Annotated in this window: 1 protein-coding gene; it reads right to left on the minus strand. The window is 71.1% G+C overall.

Annotation, left to right across the window (positions count from 1 at the left end; all coding sequences use genetic code 11):
• Nucleotides 1–23121 carry an SDR family NAD(P)-dependent oxidoreductase gene (locus tag GXW83_RS23760; RefSeq protein WP_182445083.1) on the minus strand — a complete coding sequence of 7707 codons (23121 nt, stop codon included), beginning with the start codon at nt 23119–23121 and terminating at the stop codon, nt 1–3.
• Between the last annotated feature and the right edge of the window lie 262 nt (nt 23122–23383).

Here is a 23383-nt window from a genome sequence, read left to right on the forward strand (position 1 = left end):
TCAGCGCCCCCCGTTGTCAGTGGTCCGACCTGCGCCGTCGAGGACGGACCGTCGGATGTGCTCGGCGGCGGCTTCGACGCCGAGAGAGCCGCTCACCAGCTCGTCGAGGACGTCGTCGATCAGCGAATCCGACAGGCCGTCCGTCGGCTCCCCGTCGACCGGCCGCTCCGCGATCCAGTACCGCTCCCGGGCGAAGGGGTACGTGGGCAGCGGGACGATGCGCGCCTCTCCAGCCGGGTGGAGGCTGCGCCAGTCCAGCTCGAAGCCGTTCACCCACAGGTCGAGCACCTTGGCGTACATGCCCTTGGCCAGCCACGTCCCGACGACCGCGCTCAGGTCCGCGTCGGCGGTCAGCGCCGTCAACGCGCGGTCGGCGCCTGTGGCACGGCCACGGTGCAGCCCGGTGCCGCCCCCGGGGTGGTCCAGGAAGGTCTGCAGCCGGTCCCGCAACTCGGCGAACGAGCGTACGACCGTGCCCAGTCGCTCACTCATGGCCTCGCGTCCGACCTGCAGGGTGTACGCCACATCGGCCAGGACCGCCCCGCTCCGCTCGGCTTCCGGGAGCGAGCCCAGCAGAGCACCGGCCTGCTCCCGCAGCCGCTCCTCGTCCTTGGCGGACAGGACGACCACGGCCGGCTCGCCGGCCCGGACGGCCCCGGGAGCCGGCCGGTCGCGGACGTACTCCTCGATCACCACGTGGGCGTTGGAACCGCCCGCGCCGAAGGACGAGACACCGGCCCGGCGCGGCACCTCGGAGCTGACGCCGTCGACGGTGACGACCGGCCGCTTCCACACCGCGCCCTTGCGCTGGACGACGAACGGCGTCGCGTCGAAGTCGATGTGCGGGTTGGTCTCGTCGACGTGCAGGGTGGGGGCGAGTTCACCGTGCTGCATCTGCAGCACGGCCTTGAACACGCCCGCGATACCGGCGGCGGCCTCGGCGTGGCCGATGTTGCTCTTGACGGAACCGATCGCGCAGTACTGCAGGTCCCGGGTGTCCTGGGAGAACGCCCGGGTCAGACCGTTGATCTCGATCGGGTCGCCCAGCGCGGTACCGGTGCCGTGCGCCTCGACGTAGCTGATCGTGCGCGCGTCGACGCCCGCCCGGTCGAGCGCCTGCCGCACCACCCGGCCCTGTGCGACCGGATTCGGCACGGTGTATCCGTTCGTCGTGCCGCCGTGGTTGACGCTGGTGCCGCGGACGACGGCATGGATGTGGTCGCCGTCCCGCTCGGCGTCCTCCAGTCGCTTGAGGACGACCGCACCGACGCCCTCACCGGGGACGAAGCCGTTGCCGCCGGCGCCGAAGCTGCGGCACTTGTCCTCGTCGGCGAGCATCTGCAGGGCGCACAGATTGAGATAGCCCGACGGATGCAGGTAGAGGTTCACCCCACCGGCCACCGCCAGTTCGCAGTCGCCGCGGAGCAGGTGCTCGCACGCCTCGTGGAGCGCTGTCAGCGAGGAGGAGCACATGGTGTCGACGGGCATGCTCGGACCGTTGAGGTTCAGCTTGAACGAGACGCGGTTGGCCACCGACCCGAAGGAGGTGTAGGGGCGGGCGGGGTCACCGCGAAGCCAACGCTCGGGGCCGTAGAGGTTGTGCTCGGCGCGGGTGATCCCCACGAAGACGGCGACACTGGACCCGTGTTCCTGCTCCAGGCGGCTGCGCGTGTAGCCGGCGTTCTCGAACGCCCGCCACGCCTCCTGGAGGAACAGTCGCTCCTGCGGGTCGATCTCCGTGGCGTCGTTCGGCGTCATCTCGAAGAACAGCGGATCGAAGTCGGCGAATCCGTCGAGGAAGGCGCCCCACTTGCTGTAGCTCCTGCCCTTGGCGGCGGCGTCCTCCTTGTCGGGCTCGTAGAAGCCGTCGAGTGCCCACCGGTCGGCGGGGATCTCCGTGACGGTGTTCCGGCCCTCGCGCAACACCGACCAGAAGGCGTCGAGCGTCTCGGCCTGGGGGAAGCGCGCGCTCATTCCCACGATTGCGACGCCGGCGCTGTGCCCGGACGGCGGTACGGGACGAGCCGATGTTCGGCCGGGTGCGGGCCGCGCAGCGGCCTCGGCCCGCACCGTCGCGTCCGGGACGGCCGCCGAGTCGTGGCCCACGCCCAGGGCGCGGGCCACCGCCGCTCCCCGCTCGGTGACGAAGTACTCGGTCAGCGCCTCGATCGTGCGGTACTCGAAGAACAGGGTGCTGCTGGTCTCCCCCAGGTCCTTCTTGAGGCTGGTCAGCAGTTGCAGGATGAGGATGGAGTCGATGCCGTAGGCGGACAGCTGCTCGCGGGCGTCGATGGATTCGGCCGGGATCAACAGGGTCCGCGCGACCAGCTCCTTCAGATAGCCGCGCACGGCGTCGCCGAGCACTGCCCCGTCCACCCGGGCGGCGGCGGCCGGCGGTAGCGGCCGCGATGCGGCCTGCGGCCCGGGGACCGGATCGGCCGCGGACCACGGCTGTCCGCCGCGACTCTGGCGGATCACCCCGTCACTGAAGCCGACCACCACCTGCTGGCCGAGCCGGTGCGCGTCCCGCGCGGGGAATTCGACGCCTTCGAAGCCCTCCCACTCCAGCACCGACTGCCAGGTCTCGGGCCGCAGGCCGGGCCCCCCGGTTTCGCGCAGATCGCCGTCGTACAGCCACCAGCCGTCCAACAGCGCGAACGTCAGCATGCCGAAGACGGTGTAGCCGTCGATCTCGTTGACGACCAACCCACCGCCGGACCGCAACAGCGCTTTGCTGTTCCGCAGTGACGTGCGGATCTCCTTGGTGGCGTGCAGCACGTTGGTTGCGATGACCAGGTCGTACCCACCCTCGTCGAATCCCTGCTCGACCACGCTCCGACCCGCGTCGAAGATCTCGCAGCGCAGGAACGGATTCCGCGCGCCGAACTCCCGCTGACCGTGAATCAGGAACGCCTTGGAGAGATCGGTGTAGCAGTATTCGCCGATGTGCCGCTGGTACGGCTGAAGCCGGCCCATGACCGTGGCGGTGGTGCCGCCCGTACCGGCGCCGATCTCCAGGATCCGGATCCGGGCTTCGGGATCCTGCGCCAGCCTGCTCTCGACCAGTGCGGCGACACAGTCGCCGACCACGTCGTTGAAGTAGTCAGCGATCATGTTCCGCTTGTAGATTCCCTCGACGAGGTCCAGCGAGGAGCCGGGGAAGATCACGTCGACGGCGGGGACCGTGCCGGTGAGAACGTCCGGCAGTGCGCGCAGGGTCTTGTCGACCAGGTCGACGGACGCACGCAGTTCCGGGTCCGCGAGCCACTCGCGCCTGCTGCGTTCCCACTCGGCAGCGGTGGCGCCCGGGTCCACCGGGTCGGCCGCAGCGGCGTGGTAGCGGCCCGCGGACGCGCCCGCTCGGAGCCAGCCCTGCCGCGCGAACAGCTTCAGGGTCTCCGACGCCCAGCGGTCGTACCTGCCGAGAATCCCGCCGGACTGCCGGAGGGAGTCCGCGTCCACGGAGCCCGTACCGATCCAACCGCGCTCGCGCAGCGCGCACCACAGCAGCCGCAGGAGCAACCCGTCCAGCGTCCGCAGCTTGGACTTGGCCTGTGCCTCCACGGTCCGCACCTGCTCCCCCCGTGCGGGCAGCAGTGGGGCGAGCGGCTCGCTCCGCTGCTCCGCCGGGTCCAGCACCCGGATCGCCTCGCGGTCGGTGTAGCCCTCGAACCGCTCGGGTTCGCTGGTGTTGAGGTAAGCCACCTGCCCGAGCGGGGCAGCCAGCAGCCGCTCGACCGCGTCCATCGCCAGCACGGGGTCGATGTCGCCGAGACCCTCGCGCCGGTAGATGCGCTCACGGACGTGCTCCGGCACGTCGAGTCCGCTGCCGACGGCGCCCCAGTAGCCCCAGTTGACCACCTTCACGGCGTACCGGCGTGCTCCGGAGAGCTGGCGGGCCAGGGCGTCCTCGAAGGCGTTGCCCGCCACGTAACTGCAGTAGCCCATGCTCGGGTTGACCGATGCGATCGAGGAGAAGAAGAGCATGAAGTCGAGTCCGTCGGCGTCGAAGACCTCCGCCATGCACACGCTGGCGTCGACCTTCGCACTCAGGCCCTGACTGAACTGCTGCTCGGTCGTGTTGGGCAGGCTCTGGTCCACCAGGCCGAAGGCGGACTGCACCACGCCGTTGACGGTGCCGAACCGCTCCTGGATCCGGGCGTACGCAACCCGCAGCGAGTCCATGTCGGCGGCGTCGGCCCGGACGTACCACGGTGCCGGCCCGAGCGCGGCCAGTCGGTCGATCTCCGCCTGGATGCCGGTGTCCTTCTCCCGGCGACCGATCCAGACCACCTGGGCCCCGTAGCGCCGGATCAGGTCCTCGCTCCAGAGCCGGCCGATGCCGCCGGCCCCGCCCAGGACGACGTAGACCCCGCCCTCCTTGTACGGGGAGCGGACCGGTGCCGGCAGCTCCACCCGGTACAGGCCGCGACGGAACCACTGGCCGTTGCGCAGCGCCCGCACGCTTCCGGCCGGGGCCGCGAGCAGGGTGCGGGCAGGGAACTGGTCGGACCCGCCCAGGTCGAAACAGGCCACGCTCCAGTTGGGCAGTTCCTTCGCCATGACCTCGGCCAGGCCCGGCACGCCCGCATCGGCGGGAAGCACTGACTCGCCCTGGAGCACGGGCTGGGTCTGGCGAGTCACCACGGTCCAGGTCAGCTCCTCGCTGCCGCGGCCCAGCTCAAGCAGCGCCTTGACCAGCCGGAAGAACGCGGTCACTCCGACGTGGGCGCGCCGCAGCAGCGCGTCCGGCCCGGTTCCCGCGTCCGCTGGGGAGATCCACACGAGGTGGCGGACGTTGCCCGCGCGCCGCAGCTGCTCGGTGAGCGATTCGGTGCTCACCGGGCCGCTGTCGGCGAAGAAGTACGCGTCCGGGCATTCGGCTGCCAGGGCGGCGCGCTCCGCGGCACTACCCCCCACGACGATGACGCCGCTCGGGACGTCCGCCCCGGGGCCCGGCTCCAGGGCCTGTGCTTCGACCCACAGCGGCGCCAGCGCCAGATGGTCGGCCCCGGCGCCGGCCTGCGGGCCCGGCGCGGGCGTGCGGTCGGTGGGCCAGGCGGGCGCGGCGTGGCCGGACGCGTCCCCTGAGGGCAGCCAATGGCGCTGGCGTTGGAACGGATACGTCGGCAGGGGGACCCGACGATACCCGCCGCTCTCGAACAGCCGCTCGTAGCGGAGCTGGTATCCCTGCAGGTACAGGGCGCAGACGGCGTCCAGGTGGTCCCGACGGGCGGTCCCGGTCGCGCCCTCGGCGCACTCCCGCAGGCAGTTGTCGCCGAACTGCTCCAGAGCGGGCTCCGGGCTCACCGCGTTCTCCGTGAGGTCGGCGATGCGCACCTCCCCCACCCGTCCGTCCGTGAGCCACCGGCCCAGCAGCGTCACCAGGTGGGCCGTGTCACGGGCCACACACGCCAGCCGGACGGGGCAGTGCCGCCGGCCCAGCACCAGGGTCGAGCTGATGTCTCCCAGCTCGGTGTCCGGGGACCGGCTCAGGTGCTGCAGCAGCTGTTCCGCCTGAGTCCGCACTTGCTCCGCGGACAGGGCGGACAGCACCACGAGGTGGTCCTGGACGCCCGCGCTGTCGCGGCGCGGCAGGTCAGGAGCCTCCTCGACCACCACGTGGGCGTTGGTGCCGCTGAAGCCGAAGGAGCTGAGCGCCGCGCGCCGCGGCCGACCCGGCTCGGCCGTCCAGGGGCGGTGCACCGTGTTCACGTAGAACGGGCTGCCCGCGAACTCGATGTGGGCGTTGCCCTGGTCGAAGTGGAGGCTGCGCGGCAGCTCGCGGTGGCGCAGGGCGAGCAGGATCTTGATGAGCCCGGCCATCCCCGAGGCCGGCGCCGCATGCCCGATGTTGGTCTTGACCGAGCCGATGGCGCAGTATTCCCACTTGTCGGTGTAGTGCCGGAACGCGCGGGTCAGCGCCTGGAACTCGATGGGGTCGCCGAGCTGGGTACCGGTACCGTGCGCCTCGACCAACTGGATGCCGGCGGGGTCGATGCCGAAGCTGTCGTACACCTGGCGCTCCAGCCGCTCCTGTGACTTGGCGCTCGGCGCCGTGATGCCGTTGGAGGTCCCGTCCTGGTTGATGCCCGAACCGCGGACCACACCGTGGATGTGGTCGCCGTCGGCGAGGGCGTCCCGCAGCCGTTTGAGCATGACGACACCGGCGCCTTCGCCGGGGACGAAGCCGTCCGCGCCCTCAGCGAAGGTGTGGCACTGACCGGTCTCCGAGAGCATCCCGGCCTTGTGGGCATTGAGGTAGTAGTCGGGTGAGCACTGCACGGACACCCCCCCGACCAGGGCCGTCTCGATCTCGTACGCACGCAGGGCCTGGCAGGCGAGGTGGAGGGCGACGAGAGAGCCGGAGCAGGCCGTCTCGACGGCGATGGCGGGACCCTGCAGATCGAGGAGGTAGGAGACGCGGGCCGGGATGATCGCCTCGGCGTTGCCCCACATGGCCTGCGCGGGGGCATCCGCGCTGGAGCCGGGCAGGTAGTCGCTGACCTGGGTGCCGATGTAGACGCCGCAGGACCGGCCACGGATGGCGTCGCCCGCGTAACCGGCGTCCTCCAGTGCCTTCCACGCCTCCTCCAGCACGATCCGCTGCTGGGGGTCCATGTAACTGGCTTCGAGGCCGGATATCTGGAAGAACATCGGATCGAACCGGTCGATGTCGTCCATCAGCGAGGCATACCGGGGGTGGGGCGCGCCCGGCGCCACGAAGGCCGACAGGTCCCAGCGGGTGATCTCGCCGACCAGGCTGCGGCCGTCGACGAGGTGCTGCCACAGCTGGTCGGTGTCCTTGGCCGTACCGAACCTCCCGCTCATGCCGATGACGGCGATCGGCTCGCCGGTCGGGTCGGGGACGGCTGCGGACACGGCCGGCCGCGGCGTGCCGGTGACGGCGGGCACGGTCGCGGCGGCGGGCACCGTCACCGGGGCGGCCTGCACAGTCACCGCGGCGGCCGCAGGAACCGCGGCCACGGCCGGGACCGGCGGCAACGCGTCGAGGTGCTGCTCCGCCACGTAGCGCGCCAGCGTGCGCACCGAGCTGTGGTCGAACAGGTCCGTGACGGCGAGCGAGATGCCCAGGTCGGCGCTCAATTGCTGGGTGAGCTCGACACCGAGGATGGAATCCACGCCGTAGTCGGCGAAGGAGTCCTCCTCGGACAACTCTCCGCGCTCCAGACCCAGCGACGCCTGGAGCCGTGCGACGATCACCGACCGCACCCGCTCCTGCGCGTCGCCCGCACTCTGCGGTGCGGGTTCGCGCGCTCCGGCCCGCTCGCTGGTCCCGGCCACCACGATCTGGTGACCGGCGTCGTGCACGGCGGCGGCGGGGAAGGACACGGCGGTGAAGCCCTCCTCCTCCAGCACCTGCTGCCAGGTGCCGGGGGCCAGCCCCGGGCAGCCCGGTATTCGCAGTTCGGCGTCCCGGTAACGCCACCAGCCGTCGAGAAGCCCGAAGGTCAGGTGCAGGAACGGGGTCCGCGCCGCCAGCTCGTTCAGGACGAGTGCGCCGTCCGCGGCCAGCAGCGCCCGTGCGTGCCGCGCTGCCGCCCGGATGTCGTGGGTCGCGTGCAGGACGTTGGTGGCGAGGACGATGTCGTACCCGCCCTCGTTCAGCCCCTGCTCTGCGGGGCCTCGCTCCACGTCGAACAGTTCGAACCGCAGATACGGATGGTCGGCGCCGAACTCCTGGCGCCCGTTGCGCAGGAAGTACTGGGAGACGTCGGTGTAGCAGTACTCCGCCACGCTGTCGCGGTACGGCGCCAACCGGCGCAGCACCTTCTCGCTCGTGCCGCCGGTGCCGGAACCGATCTCGAAGATCCGGACCCGGTGGGCGGGGTTGCGGTCGAGCAGGGCTTCGACGCGGGCAGCCACCAGCTCGGCCGTGAGCTCGTTCAGCGCCGTGGCGCTGTCGCAGTCCCGGTACACACCTCGTACCAGGCTCATCGACGACCTGGGGAAGATCACGTCGGTCGCCGGCCGTCGGCCGGCAAGGACCTCGGGCAGCTCGCGGACCACCGGCTCCAGCAGGTTGAGGTAGGGGTTGGCGCCTTCGCTCTCCCGGCACACCGCCTCCCAGCGCCGCCACACATCGGCGCCGTCGACCGGCGCCCTGCCGGTCGGGGTGTAGCGCTCGGAGTCGTGCTCCAGGTAGCCGTGCTCGGCCAGGATGCGCAGGCTCTCGGTGAGCCAGCGGTCGTAGCCGCCGCCCGGTTTCAGGGCGGCTCTCAGCTCGGCGACGGACCCGCCGGCGCGGTTCATCCCCAGCGACTGCAACTGCAGCAGCAGCAGTTCGCAGAGCAGGACGTCGTCGAAGCCCCGGGCGCTGCCGGAGTCCGCGAGCACCCGCCGCAGCCGCTGGTCGTCCGGATCGCCGGAATCGGCAGGGCCGGTGTCGCCGCCGACCCGCCGCGGGACGGTGGTCTTCTCCAGCGCGAGCTGGTGGTGGGGCCCGGAGAGCAGGAGGTCCAGCGCCGCCATGCCCTCAGCGGGTTCGATGGAGCCGATGCCGCTCTGCTCCATCCGCCGTTGGTACGCGGACGAGGCGACGACTCCGACGCTGCCCCAGTAGCCCCAGTTCATCACCTTCACGGTGGTGGGACGGCTCTGCTGCCACAGCCGGGCGAACGCGTCCTTGAAGACGCAGCCGCTCACGTAGTTGCTCTGTCCCGCGGATCGCTGGAACGAGTTGATCGAGGAGAAGAACAGCACGAAGTCCAGCGGCTCGTCCGCGAAGACCTGCGCCATGCGGACGCTGACGTCCACCTTCGCGCGGACGGCGGCCCGGAAGCGGTCCTCCGGCATCCTGGCCACGCTCTGGTCGAGCAGCACGAGCGCCGAGTGGACGACGCCGTTGATCTCAGGGAAGCGTGCCCTGATCCGCGCGACGGCGGCAGTCAGCTCCTCCCTGTCCGTGGCATCGGCCTGCAGGTACCAGGGCGCCGGTCCCAGTCGGGACAGCTCGTCGATCCTGGCCCGGACCGCCTCGTCCTCGGCGCGGCGGCCGATCCAGACCACCTGCGCCCCGTAGGTGCGTACGACGTGCTCGCTCCAGACCGCGCCGAGGCCCCCGGCGCCGCCGATGACCACGTACACCCGGCCCCGCCGGTACGGCACCGCGTCAGCGGGAAGCGTCTCGAACGGCACCGGTGCCAGGGTCTGCCGGAACCAGCGCCCACCGCGGTGGGCCCAGGTGTCGCCGGACGGCTCCACCGGCAGGTGCAGCGCCTCCCTCAGCACGTCGTCCCGCAGTTCCGCCACATCCGCCGAGCGCACCCGCCACCGCGGGTTCTCCTTCGCCAACGACCCCAGCAGGCCGTGCACGCCGGCGTGGGTCGGGTCGATCCGGTCGGCGTCGACGACACCTTGGCTGCGGATCGTGAGGGTGGTCCACTCCAGGTCCCGCTTGTCGTAGCCGAGTGCGAGCAGCGCCTTGGCCAGTCGGAAGCCGGCGTACACCCCCACCTCCTGGCGGGTGATCAGCTCCTCGCTCTCCGGTGCCGTCGTACCGCCGCCCGCGATCCAGACGACGCTGTCGTAGTGGCCACCGCGCGCGAGCCGCTCCCGCAGACCGTCGACGGTGTCGTCGGCCCGCAGCAACAGGACGTTCACGTCGTCCCCGCGCCCGGTGAGGACCGAGGCAAGTTCCTCCGGGTCCGCGCCGACCAGCAGCGTCCGCCCGCGCGGCCGGTCGCCGTCCACCGGCAGTCCGGGCCGGGCCGGCTCCCAGCGCGGCTCCAGCAGCACCAGGCGCCCGTCGTCGGCGGGCTGCTCCGGCGCCGACGGCATCTCAGCCTCGGCGCGCAACGGCCGGGTACTGAAGGCCCTGAACCGCACACGGACCTCGCCCCGCGCATCGCACAGGTCGACATCGAACTTGTCGCCGCTCCCCGTGGTGCACCGGAGCCACGCCCACATGATCGGCTCGCAGCGGCCGAGAATCTCCACCGCTTCGACGGCGTAAGGAAGATGGAGCCCGTCACCGCCGCGCCTCAGGCCGAAGGAGGCCTGCAGTGCGGCGTCCAGCAGACCCGGGGGCAGCACCGGAGTCCCCGGGCCGTACTCGGGCGCCTCGGGCTGCGCGAGTTCGGCGAGGACCTGGGCGTCTCCCACCAGGAGTCGCCTCAGTCCCCGGAAGGAGGGCCCGTACTCGATGCCCTGCCGCCGGTAGGCGAGGTACACCTCCGTCGCGGCTATCTCGTAGCGGCCGCACTCGGTCCGCAGTTCCGCGAGATCGAGCCGCGGCCGCGCCGCTCCGCCACCGGGCTCGATCCGCCCCTGGCTGGACAGGACGGGGCCGTCGGCGCCGGGCACCAGGACGCGGTAGCGGGTTCCCGCGACGCCGTCCGGCTCCAGTTCGACGTGGATGTCGAGCGGGGTGTCCCCGACCCTCACCGGCCGCAACCACACGACGTCGCGGAACGTGACACCGGCCGTCGGTGCGTTCCGCTGCGCGGGGAGGGCGGCGTGGGCGGCGCGGGCCAGCTCCAGGTGGGCGACGCCCGGCAGGATCTGCTCCCCGGCCACGACATGGTCGCGCAGGAAGGACTCCGATCCGGTGAGCCTCGTGTCGAACCGGCGTCCGGTGGCGTCGGCCCGGCCGGGTGCGGCCGCGAACATCCCGTCCGGTACCGGCACCGGCAGCGCCGTGCGCTGCCGCCACAGCTGCTTCCTGGCGAAGGGGTAGCCGGGCAGTGCGACCGGCACGGTGCGCCGGCCGCCGAACAGCCGCCGCCACGCCAGGTCGTACCCCTGGCAGTAGGCCCTCGCCACGGCGCGTAACGCGTCCCGGAGATCGGCGCCGTCGTGGTGCGGTCCGGCCGCCTCCGCCAGCAGTCGGTCGCCGGCCTGCCGGCCCTCGGCGCCCGGCGCGAAGTCCTTGGGCACCTCCCCGGTGAAGACGTCGGGGTCCTGACCGTCCGCGGCCTGTCGGCGCAGCAGGCGCACCGCCTCGGCGCCGTCCCGGGCCACAACGGCGCAACGGTGCCGGAAGTGGGGCCTCCCGTCCAGGAGCGTCGCGCTGACGTCACGCAGGTTGTGCGGGCGCCGGGGGTCCTCCAGGAAGTCGATCAGATCGGCGACGCGCTGCCGCAGCGACTCCCCCGACTTGGCCGACAGGGCCAGCAGGTGGGCGGGCATCTCCACGACCTCGTCCTCTCCGCGTGCCGGAAAACTCTCCACGACCATGTGCGCGTTGGTGCCGCTCATGCCGAAGGAGCTGATGGCGGCGATCCTTCTGCGCCCGGCGGCCTCGGGCCACGCCCGGTTCGCCTTGTTGACGAAGAACGGGCTGTTCTTCCAGTCGATGTACTCGTTCTCCTGCACGCAGTGCAGGGATCCCGGGATCGTCTCGTGGCGCATGGCCTGCAGGACCCCGATGAGGCTGACCAGCCCGGAGGCCGCGAGTGTGTGCCCGACGTTCGGTTTCACGGACGTCAGGGCGCAGTACTGCCGCTTGTCGGTGAAGCTCCGGAAGACCTCGTTGAGCGCATTGACCTCGACCGGGTCGCCGAGCCGCGTGCCGGTGCCGTGGGCGACCACGTACTCGATGTCGGCCGGGTCGATGCCGTGCCGCCGGTAGGTGTCGCGGACCAACGCGACCTGGGCGTCGCCGTTCGGGGCGGTGATGCCGTTGGACCTGCCGTCGTAGTTGATGCCGCTGGCGCGGATGACGCCGTGGATCCGGTCGCCGTCGGCCACGGCCGCCGACAGCCGCTTCAGCACCACGACGGCGACGGCCTCGCTGAGCACCATCCCGTTGGCGCGCTTGTCGAAGGCGTAGGTGACGCCGTCCTCGGACAGCATGCCCGCCTGCCGGGTACGGTTCAGCAGCTGCGAGGTCGTGATCAGGCTGACTCCCGCGGCCAGGGCGGCGTCGGACTCGCCGTTGCGGATGCTCGCACACGCCTGGTGAACGGCCACCAGCCCCGACGAGCACGCCGTGTTGATCGCCATCACCGGGCCGCTCAGGTCGAGCAGGTACGACAGGCGTGCGGCGAGGATGCCGTCGTGGTTGGCGGTGACGCTGCCCGCCTCAGGGTCCGGGGCGTCGTAGTCGCCCTGCTCGACCCCCACGAACATGCCGATCCTGCGGGTTGCCGCAGGCGTCCAGCCGGCGTCCTCGAGGGCGTGCCACGATTCCTGGAGCAGCAGCCGCTGGCGCGGGTCCAGGCTCCGCGCCTCGTTCGGGGATATCTCGAAGAACAGCGGGTCGAACTCGTCCGGGCCGGACACCTGGCCGACGCGGAACGCCGCGAAGGGGCTGTCGTGCGGCTCGCCCCACAGGTCGAGGCGCTCGCGGGCCACAGGGCTGACGACGTCGCGGCCCTCCGCGAGGACGGACCACAGCTCGGAGGGGTTGTCGGCGCCGGGGAACCGACCGCTCATGCCGATGACCGCGATGGCGTCGTCTTCCTCCGTACCCGGCTCCCGGGCGCCGCGGTCCGCGCTCGCGTCCGGGGCGGGCTCCACCGCGGCGGGCTCGGTGACGACGTCGCCGACGCCGCGATCGCCGTAGAACGCGGCCAGGAGGTCCTTGTGCTCCGTGGCCAGGTACTCCCGCAGTTTTCGCAGCGTGGAGCGGCTGTAGAAGAGCGCGGGCGTGACCTCGACGCCGAAGTGCCTGCCCAGCCCGGTGGCCAGTCCGGCCAGGCTCACCGAGTCGAAGCCGTAGTCGGTGAGGTTGTCGTCCTCGTAGAGCCGGTCCGGGGAGAGGTTGACCGCGCCGCTGACGATCTGCCGCAGGTCGTGTGCCAGACGTCCTTCGACATCGGGGGCCGATGCCGCAGCCGCCGCCGGCCGCTCCGGGATGGCGGCGGGCGGCATCAGCCCCAGGAAGCGCGCCACTCGGCCCGGCCTGCCGACCAGGATGATGTGCTGAGTGGCCTCCTGGGACAGCAGCCGCTCGAACAGGGCGATGCCGTCCGGTGTCTCCAGGAAGTCCTGGCCGCTCGACTTCAGCAGCGTCGTGGTGGTGTCGTGGTCGAAGCCCATGCCGCCCTCGCGCCACAGCGGCCAGTTGACGACCACGGTCCGACCGGACAGCCGGCCTGCTCGCACCTGGGCGTCACGGTGCCGTGCGTAGGACATCTGGAAGCGGTTGCCGACCGAGTAGTCGCAGCCGCCGAAGTCGCCGATGACGGCTGCGGTGGAGGAGAAGTAGCAGACGAAGTCCAGCTCTTCGCCCACCAGCGCCTCGTCCAGTGCCGTCGTTCCCCGGACCTTGGGACCCAGGACGTCCTCGAAGGAACGCAGATCCTTCTCCAGGATGCTGCCCTGCCCCTGGACACCGGCCGCGTGAACGACGCCGTGCAGTGCCCCGAAGCGCTCGTGCGCCTGCGCCACGGCCCGCTCCATCGCGTCCGCGTCGCAGCTGTCCGCCTGGACGTACAGAATCCGGTCTCCGGCGTCGAGGCCGCGCAGCGCCTCCTGACGTGCCCCGTCCAGCGGGGAGCGGCCGGTCAGGACGAGATTCGCGGCGAAGTGCTCCGTGAGGTGCCGGGCCACGATCAGCCCCAGCCCACCACAGCCGCCTGTGATCAGGTAGGTGCCGCCGTGCCGGAGGGCGCCGACGCGGTCGTCGGCGAGCGTGGTCTCCCGGACGCGGCTCACGAAGCGGCCGCCCGAGTGGTACAGCGCGCTGACTGCCTGCTCCTGACGCAACTCGGCGAGCAGCCTGGCCAACCAGGCGGCGGCGTCCGCCGGCCGCAGCGGATCTGCGGCGTCCTGGAGCACGGCCACCACGGACAGCTTCGGCATCACCATCCCCAGCGAGCGCTCGAAGCCGAGATGCGCCTCAAGCAGCGCCCGTCCGAGGCCGTCCCGGTACTGCCCGGCCACCATGAAGCGCCGTGCGTCGAGCCCGGCGCCGGCGACCGCCTGGACCGTCAGCACGACGTCGCTGAAGTCACCGGTCGCAGCACCTGGTTCGAGCGCCTCCAGACTCACGACCGCGTCGATGGGGACCGGTCCCGCCGCGACGTCCCGGAAGGCGTCCAGGTAGTCCTGGGCCGCACCGCGGCGGACCTGGTAGCAGTGGGGGTCCAGCTTCCGGAAGGCATCCCCGTGGCCGATGAAGACCGCGCGCAGGCCGGGGTCGAGTGCCCGGGCGGCCTGTGCGACCTCCGCCTGACGCGCCGCTCCGGTACAGAGGAAGACGATGCCGCGCAGCGCACGCGTCGCGCCCGCATCCAGCGCCGCGGGCTCCCAGTCCTCCACGAAGGCGAGCGGCCGGGCCGGTTCCCCAGCGGCGGGCCGGGACGCGGGCGCTGCGGTGCCGGCCGCCGCCGGTTCGGCCGGAGCCGCCGTGCGCGGCGGCTGGAGCGCGAGCGCGGGGGGCGCGTCGAGCCAGTGGCGCTCCTCGACGAACGGGTACGTGGGCAGGGGGATACGACGCGGCTCGGCGCCGCGGGCCAGGGATGCCCAGTCCAGGACCAGGCCCTTCACCCAGACCTCGGCCAGCTTGTCGTACCGGGCCTGTGCGAGCCACTGCTGGACCAGTTCCCGCATCTCCTCGTCGGCTTCGAGGAGCGCAACGGCGTCCTTGTGCTGCCGCACGCCGCCACGGAAGACGTTCGCCGTCTCCTGCTCCCCGTCGAGGAACGCGTGCAGCTGCTCGCGCAGCGCGTCCTGCCCGTCGACGACCAGGGCCAGGCGTTCCTCCATGGCCTCGCGGCCGACCTGGAGGGTGTAGGCGAGGTCCGCCGGATCGGTGTCGCGGCCGGCACCGGCCAGCCACGTCAGCAGCGCCCGGGCTTTCTCCCGCAGCCGCTCGTCGTCCTTCGCCGACAGCACCAGCAGCTCCGGACGCGGAGCCCGGTCCGCGCGCACCGGCCGCTCCTGCCCGGGCGGGTACTCCTCGATGATCACGTGCGCGATGGCTCCGTGTGCGCCGAACGACGAGACGCCGGCGATCCGGGGCAGGGTCCGAAGCACGCCGTCGACCGTCCGCGTGGGCCGCTCCCACGGCTCCAGCCGGTGCTGTACGTAGAAGGGCGAGTTCGGAAAGTCGATGTAGGAGTTCAGCCGCTCGGAATGGAGCGAGGGCACGAGCATCCCGTGCCGCATCTGCAGCAGGACCTTGGTGACGGCGACGACACCGGCCGCGCCCTCCAGGTGACCGATGTTCGATTTCACCGAACCGATCGGGCAGTACTGCTTCTTGTCGGTGTGCTTGCGGAACGCCCGGGTCAGACCGCTGATCTCGATCGGGTCGCCGAGGGCGGTGCCCGTGCCGTGGCCCTCCACGTAGCTGATGTCCTCGGCCGAGAGCCTGGCGTCCTCCAGCGCGGCGGCGACCATGTCCGCCTGCGCCAGGGGGTTGGGCACGGTCATGCCGTTCGTCCTGCCGCCGTGCAGCGTTGCCACGCCGCGGATCACACCGTGGATGTGGTCCCCGTCCTCGACCGCCTGGTCGAACGGCTTGAGCAGGACGCAGCCGACGCCCTCGCCCGGCACGTAGCCGGTGCCGCCCTCACCGAACGAGTGGCAGCGCCCGTCCTCGGCGAAGAAGTTCATCTGGCTGAGCGAGACGTACTTGTTGGGGTGCAGCGACAGGTTCGCGCCGCCGGCGAACGCCAGCGACGAGGAGCCGTTCCGGATGCTCTCGACCGCCATGGCGATCGCGTAGAGCGACGAGGAGCACGCGGTGTCGACGGTCAGGCTCTGCCCGTGCAGGTTGAAGAAGTAGGAGACGGCGTTGGCGGCGGCGGCGCGGTCGGACAGGACCACGTCCTGTCCGCTGTACAGCTGGTACTCGTTCCACATCATGCCCAGGTAGACACCGACCTTGCGGGCCTTGTCGGGGCTCAGGGACTGCCGGGTGTACCCCGCGTCCTCCATCGCCTCCCAGGCAGCCTGGAGGAACAGCCGGCTCTGGGGATCGGTCAGGGCGGCCTGGTTCGCCGACATGTTGAAGAACAGCGCGTCGAAGTTCTCGGCGCCGTCGATGAAGCCGCCCCACTTGCTGCTGCTCTTGCCCGGTGTCTTCTCGGCCGCGTAGAACGCGTCCTTGTCCCACCGGTGCGGCGGGATCTCCTCGATGCAGTCCTGGCCGCGCTCCAGCACCTTCCAGAACTCGTCGAGGTTCCGCGCCTGCGGGTAGCGGCCGCTGATGCCGATGACGGCCACGTCGCGCGGGCGGCCCCCGGGCCGGTCACCGGCCTCCTTGGCCGGCGGCACCTCGCCGGGGCCCGGAGCCCCGTGCCGGAACTCCGCGAACCGGTTCTGCGGCGCGACCGGCCGGGCGGGCACGGCGGCAGCGGGCGCACGCTCGGCCACCGCCGCCGGAGCCACCACAGCGGACTGCTCCAGCCCCACCAGCTGGGTCAGGCGCCCTGCCTGGTGCTCGGTGAAGTACTCCGCCAACTCGTTGATCGTTCGGTACTCGAAGAACAGCGTCCCCGGGATGGAGTCGAAGTCCTTCGTCAGAAGCCGCATCAGCTCCATGATCTGGATCGACTCGATGCCGTACTCGCCCAACTCCGCGGAGGCGTCGAGCCGCAGCTTCGGAATCCGGAAGACCTGCGACAGCCGGTCCCTCAGGTACTCGACCGTCCGGGTGAACAGTTCACCCGAGCCCTGCACGGGCACCGGTTCCCCCGGACTTGCCACGGCCACGGGCTCGTTCGCGGCCACCGGCGCCGCGACGCGCAGCACCTTCTCGATCTTCTGACGCTCGCCCTTCGTGACGACGACCTGGGTCTCGTCGGACATCAGGATCTGCAGCAGCGCCCCGATGCCCTCCTCGGTCCGCAGTGGCCGCATGCCCGAGTGGTCGCGGTAGAGGGTCGTCGAGGGGCCCTCCCCGGCGAGCTCGCCAAGCATGCCGCCCTCGTCCCAGTACGGCCAGTTGACCGATATGCTCCGGCCGTGCCGCAGTCCCTGCGCCCGCAGCTCCTCCCGATGCCGGACATAGCCGTCGAGAAAGCGGTTGGCAGCGGCGTAGCTTCCCTGTCCGAAGTCGCCGACGTAGGCGGCGATGGACGAGAACATGAAGAAGAAATCGAGCGGGTCCGCGGCGGTCAGTTCGTCCAGATGGACGGTCCCGTGCATCTTCGGCGCCAGCACCGCCCCAAAACCGGCCCAGTCCACCTCCATGACGCCCGTGTCGCCGATGACACCCGCGCCGTGGAAGACGCCGTCCAGCGCGCCGAACCGCTCCCGCGCCGCAGCGAGGGCAACGACCATGCCGTCGCGGTCGGCCACATCACAGGCGAGGTAGAGGACCTCGGCGCCGGCGGCCTCCAGCGCGGCGGTCTTCTCCCGCAGCGAGGCATCCAACTCCCTGCGGCCGAGCAGGACGAGTCTCGCCCGGCAGTGCTGGGCGAGGTAGCTGCCGAGGTGCAGTCCCAGCGCTCCGGCACCACCGCTGATCAGGTAGACGCCGCCCTCCTTCAGAGGCAGCTCCGAGGCGGCGCGGCGGGTACCGGCGGTCCACGGCCGCAGCACCCGCTCCGAGCGGATGCCGTCGGCGTGCCGGATCTCGTGCCAGCCCCGCGGTACGACGCCTTCCGCCATGCCGAGTTCACGCAGCGCGCCGTCGACAGCGGTGTCCGTGTCCCGTGCACCGGCGACCTGGAGGCTCTTCACCCGGAAGCGGTGGTTGACCGCCGTCATGGCACGGCCGAAGCCTGAGAGCGCCTCCGCCGCCGCCCGCTGCGGCCCCGGCTGGTCCGGCAGCACGGACAGGTGCTGGATCTCCTGCTCGGTGCCGGTCCGTTGCACGGCCCGGAACAGATGCAGCAGACTCTCCAGCTCGATCGTGAGGTCGGACGGGTTCCCGTTCAGCGGCCAGAAGTTGACGATCGCCTGCGGCAGCAGGTGCCTTTCCTCCAGGGTCCGCAGGAGCCGGTCGAAGTCGTCGGCGCTGCGGCGGTCCACGCTGAACAGATCCGGTCCCGATTCCTGGAAGGCGCTCCCGTGGCGCACCCGCACGACGCGGCCCGGGTACACCGTTCCGAGCAGGGTTCGGCGGGTGTCCTCGTCATCGAGGACGAGCAGGGTCCGCCCGGCCCCGAGGGGCTCCGCCTCGGCCTCTGCCTCGGTCCAACGCGGCACGTAGTAGTGCAACTTCTCGGTCTTGTCGGCCGCGAACTCCTTGAACACAAGGCCGGTGAGCCGAACGCACTCGGTACCGCTGTCGTCGCAGATCGCCAGGTTGACACTCATGGCGCCGTCACGGGCGATCCGGTGGATGGTGGCATGGCAATAGGACCGCCGCGGAATCGGCGCGAACACCACCAGCTCTTCGAGGCTGAACGGAATGCGCAGCACGCCGTCCTGCTCCCCGATGCCGCGCAGCGTGTTGAGCGCGGCGTCGAACAGCGAGGGGTGCAGGGTGAAGCGGCCGTACTCCTCGTCCAGGCCGTCGCCCAGGACGATCCGGGCCAGCGCCTCGGTCTCGCCGCAGTACAGCGTCTCCATGGCTTGGAAGGTCTCGCCGTACCCGAAGCTCAGCTCCCGGAGGCTCACGAAGATCTCGGCGTTTTCGCGGCGGCCGGTGCAGCGCGCCTTGATCGCGGGAATGTCGATCCCGCCCCGCACCCGCGTGGCCTGGTCGGCGGTGTAGCCGGCCCGGCCCTGGGAGAAGACGGTGCGTTTCCCTTCGCTCTCGTCATGGATGACGAACTCCAGCACATCCTGTTCGAGCGGGGTCAGCTCGATGTGCACGGTCCTGGACGCACCGTCCATGACGATCGGATGGCCCCAGATGACATTGCGCAGGGTGACGCTGTCGGAGCCGGTGGACAGACGGGAGGCGGTGTATGCCATCTCCATGTGGGCGACGCCGGGCAACATGATCTTCCCGGCCACGACGTGGTCGCGCAGGAAGAACTCGCTCGCCGACAGGCGCTTGCTGAAACGCTGCGCGTGGAGGGTGGAGTCGTTGCTGTCCAGCAGCGGGTGCAGTACGGCGGACGCGGGCAGGGCGGGCGGCAGCGCCGCGCGGCCGGACGTCGCCGTGTCGGCCCAGTAGGTCTCGCGCGCGAAGGGGTAACCGGGCAGCGACACGCACGGCAGCGGCCGGTCGTCGAACAAGTGCTCCCAGGCCAGCTCGTAGCCCTGGCAGTAGAGTTCGGCCAGGGCTCGGACCGCGTCCCGGTACCGGACGTTCTCGTCCCCCGCGTCTGCCGCGTCCGCCGCGCGGGCGCGGGCGATCAGCTCGTTCCCGTACTCGGTGAGCGCGTTCTGGGCGCGGAAGTCCCGCCCGGACACCCCACGGAACACCTGGGGGTCCTTCTTGCCGTCGAGAACCTGCTGCAGCCTCAGCTCGGCCTCCTCGGGGGTGGCCGCGACCAGCGCGCAGCGGTGCGCGAAGTGGTGCCGCCCGGCGAGCAGCGTGCTGCTGATCCGCGCGAGCCCCGCGTCATCGGCATCACCGGCTCGGAAGAAGGCGAGCAGGTCCGTCACCCGCGCCCGTAGCGCCGCGTCGGTCTTCGCCGACAGCGCGAGCAGGTAGGAGGGCCGGGAGACAACCGGATGCGTGGCCGATCCGTCGCCGTGGCTCTCCAGCACGACGTGCACATTGGTCCCGCTGATGCCGAAGGAGCTGACGGCGCCCAGCCGCTCGCGCCCCGGTTCGGCCGACCAGGACCGGGCCTCCTTGTTGACGTGGAACGGGCTGCGCGTCCAGTCGATGTACTCGCTCTCCTGCTCGGAGTGCAGGCTCGCGGGCACCGTCCGATGGCGCAGGGCCTGCACCAGGGCGATCAGGCTGACCACGCCCGAGGCGGCCAGGGTGTGCCCGATGTTGGTCTTGACCGAGGTCAGCGAGCAGTACTGGGTCCTGTCGGTGTACCGGCTGAACGCCTCGGTCAGCGCGTTCACCTCGATGGGGTCGCCCAGCCGGGTACCCGTGCCGTGGGCGACCACGTGCTGGATGTCGGCCGGTTCGACGCCGAACCGCCGGTACACGGAGTCGAGCAGGGCGACCTGTGCGGGCTGGCTGGGCGCGGTGATGCCGTTGGTCCGGCCGTCGTGGTTGAGGCCACTCGCCGTGATGACGGCGTGCACCCGGTCACCGTCCGCGAGAGCCTTAGCCAGCGGCTTCAGCACGACGGCGGCGATCGCCTCGCCCATCACCATGCCGTTGGCACGCTTGTCGAAGGCGTAGCAGACCCCGTCGGGCGACAGCATCCCGGCCTGGGTGGCGTGCTCGTAGAACCGGGGCCCGGCCAGCAGACTGACACCCGCCGCGACCGCGGTGTCGCACTCACCGCTGCGAAGACTCAGGCACGCCTGATGCACGGCTGCCAGTCCGGCCGAGCAGGCCGTATTGACGGTCAGCACCGGCCCGGAGAAGTTCAGGAAGTAGCTGAGACGAGCGGCCAGGATTCCGTCGTGCCCGGAGGTCAGCGTCTGCTCGTTCCCGGCAAGATCCGGGTAGTCGCTCTGTTCGGCGCCGACGAACATGCCCATGGTGTTGTCGCCGAGCTGCTTCGCCCCGTACCCGGCATCCTCCAGGGCCCGCCATGCCTCCTGCAGCAGCAGCCGCTGCCGGGGGTCCATGTGCTCGGCTTCCCTGGGGGATATCTCGAAGAAGAGCGGGTCGAACTCGGCTTCGCCGGGCAGCCATCCACCCCTGACCTCCGACGCGCCGTCGACGCCGGCCCAGTTGCCCAGCCGGTGCGCGGGTATCGGCGTGACCGCCTCCCGGCCCTCGGCGAGCAACTGCCAGAACTCCTCGACCGTGCGGGCCTGCGGAAAGCGGCCGCTCATACCGATGACGGCTATGCGGTGGTCACGGTCGGCACCGGCACCGGCACCGGCTTCGGAAGGCGCCGCGGGCCGGGGCCCGGTGACGGGTTCCTCCCCCACGACGGCGGACGCCTCCGCCTCGGCGCGGACCGTCCCGCCGGCGGTGTCCTCGTCGGCAGCCGCGTACTTCGCCACCACGGCGTCGGCGTACCGCTCCTCGAGCAGATGGTCCCTGAGCATCTCCAGGGTGAAGTACGTGTAGAAGAGCGACGGCGCGGTGTCGATGCCGTAGTGCTCGCTCAGCCGGAGGGCGAGCAGCGTGTTGCCGACCGAGTCGCACCCGAGGTCGGTCAGCCGGTCCCGTAACTGGATCTCGTCGGCCGCGAGCTTCAGCACACCGCTGACGAGACTCCTGAGGTCCGCCTCGACACTCTCCTGGACGTCGGCGCCCGCCCGCCCTCTGCGACGTGTTTGCGTGGTCATGTCCGACACGAGTTCTTCCTGCTCGATTGCGGGCGTCGACTCTTCGCTCGGCGCGGACGTCGACGTCCTGACGGCGTCCGGTGTGATCCAGAAGCGGTGCCGGTCAAACGCATAGGTCGGCAGTCGAAGCCGACGTCCCGAGACCGATGTGAACAGGTCCGCCCATCGGTGGCTGCCTCCCCCCGCGAAGGACTCCGCCAGGGCCGTCAGCCGCTCCCGGTACTCGGCGGCGGAGAGATCGGCGACGATGTCGCACGCAACCCCGGCAGCGAGCCGCGGTGCCCCGGTCCGCTCACCGCCCGCAGGGTCGTGGAAGCAGTCGTCGGCCCGCCCGGTTTCCAGCAGCAGGGTCAGCTTCGCCCGGAGGTCGTCCCGGTCGCGCACCACCAGCGCGGTCCGGCGGTCGAGGTGCTCGCGCCCGAGGAGCAGCGTGGCACTGAGGTCGGTCAGGTCGGCCTGGGAACCGTCGCCGTCGAGCCATCCCCGCACGTCGTGGATCCGCCGCCGGAGCGCCGTGCCGGTTCGGGCAGACAGACAGACGAGGTAGGCGTGGCGCTCCTGTGGAGCGGCCGGCGGAGTGGCCGACGGGGTGGCCGGCGCCTCTTCGAGCACGACGTGCGCGTTGGTGCCGCCGATGCCGAACGAGCTGACACTCGCGCGACGCGGCAGCGGCTCGCCGGTCTCCGACCGCAGCGGCTTCCACTCACGCAGCCGGTCCACGATGTAGAAGGGCGTGCCGTCCAGGTCGATTCGCGGGTTCAGCCGCTGGAAGTCCCGCAGACCGGGTAGCTGCTTGTGCTCCATCGCAAGCAGTACCTTGATCAGGCCGGCGATCCCGGCGGCGGCTTCGAGGTGGCCGATGTTGGGCTTGACCGAGCCCAACCCGCAGAAATTGTGCTGCCGCAGGTCCGCCGTCTCGCCGCGCGCTCTGCGGAAACCCTCGACCAGCCCTTCGAATTCGACCGGATCGCCGGTCGGCGTCCCCGTGCCGTGCGCCTCCACGTACCCGATGGAGTCCGGGGCGACGCCGGCCCGGCCGATGGCGTCCGCGATGACCTGCGCCTGCGCCTCATCGCTGGGGAAGGTGAGAGTGCGTGTCCTGCCACTGTGGTTCACGGCGCTGCCCCTGAGGACGCCGTAGACGCTGTCACCGTCGCGCACGGCATCCGCGAGGGGCTTGAGCAGGACGATGCCTCCGCCCTCCCCCCGCACGTAGCCGTCGGCTCTCTCGTCGAAGGGATGGCACGAGCCGGTGGGCGACAGCATGCCGGTCTTGGCGAACGAAGTATGCCGGGCAGGGGTCAGTACGAGGTTGATCCCGCCGGCGAGCGCGATGCTGCATTCGCCGTGTTGAAGGGACTGGACCGCGAGGTGGACAGCGTGCAGGGAGGCGGACGACGCCGTGTCGACGACCACACTGGGCCCATGGAAGTCGAAGAAGTGGGAGACCCGGTTGGCGATGACCGCCCCCGCCGTTCCCGTGGAGTGGTGCGCCGCGACTTCGCGCAGCTGTCTCTCCTGAAGCTCCTTGTAGTCCAGGTTGAACGAGCCGAAGAACACTCCGACGTCCCGTCCGGACAGCGCACCGGGCGCGACGGCCGCGTCCTCGATGCAGGACCAGGCGAGTTCCAACATGATCCGCTGCTGCGGGTCGACGCTTTCCGCCTCCAGCGGGGAGAGGTGGAAGAACTGCGCGTCGAAGGCGTCCACATCGTCGATCAGGCCAGCCCATCTGATGGTTCGCGGCTGCCCCGTACCTCCGCCGGAGACATCCGACGCCTCGCCTCGCTCCATGTCCCAACGGGCCTGGGGCACTTCGCCGACCTGCGACCGGTCCTTGCTGATGACATCCCAGAACTGGCGGTGGTCGTCCGCCCCGGGAAAACGGCACGCGATTCCAATGACGGCAATGGGGACGTGCTGCGGCATCGGTGGAGACTCCCCTCATCGTTCGCGAAGTTTTGGCGCAGCGCCATGGCCGCCCACTGCCGAACCTGGGCACGCCGAACCGGCAGGACCTTCTCCTGGACTGTTTCCAACGGTGAATGCCGCCCTGGACCGCGACCAGAACTCGTGAACTCCGCGCGGCAACGGCGGCCGATTTCTCTGGAGGCGCGCGCTTTCACCGGTCGCATTCCGGGCGTCCCGGTTGCGGACCGGGAGACCAGGAGGTGCGCCGGAGACGGCATGG

It is taken from the genome of Streptacidiphilus sp. PB12-B1b, from assembly GCF_014084125.1.
Lineage (GTDB): Bacteria > Actinomycetota > Actinomycetes > Streptomycetales > Streptomycetaceae > Streptacidiphilus.

Coding starts and splice junctions, on each gene's coding strand:
- GXW83_RS23760 (WP_182445083.1), bottom strand. CDS start 23,121: ATGCCGCAGCACGTCCCCATTGCCGTCATTGGAATCGCGTGCCGTTTT.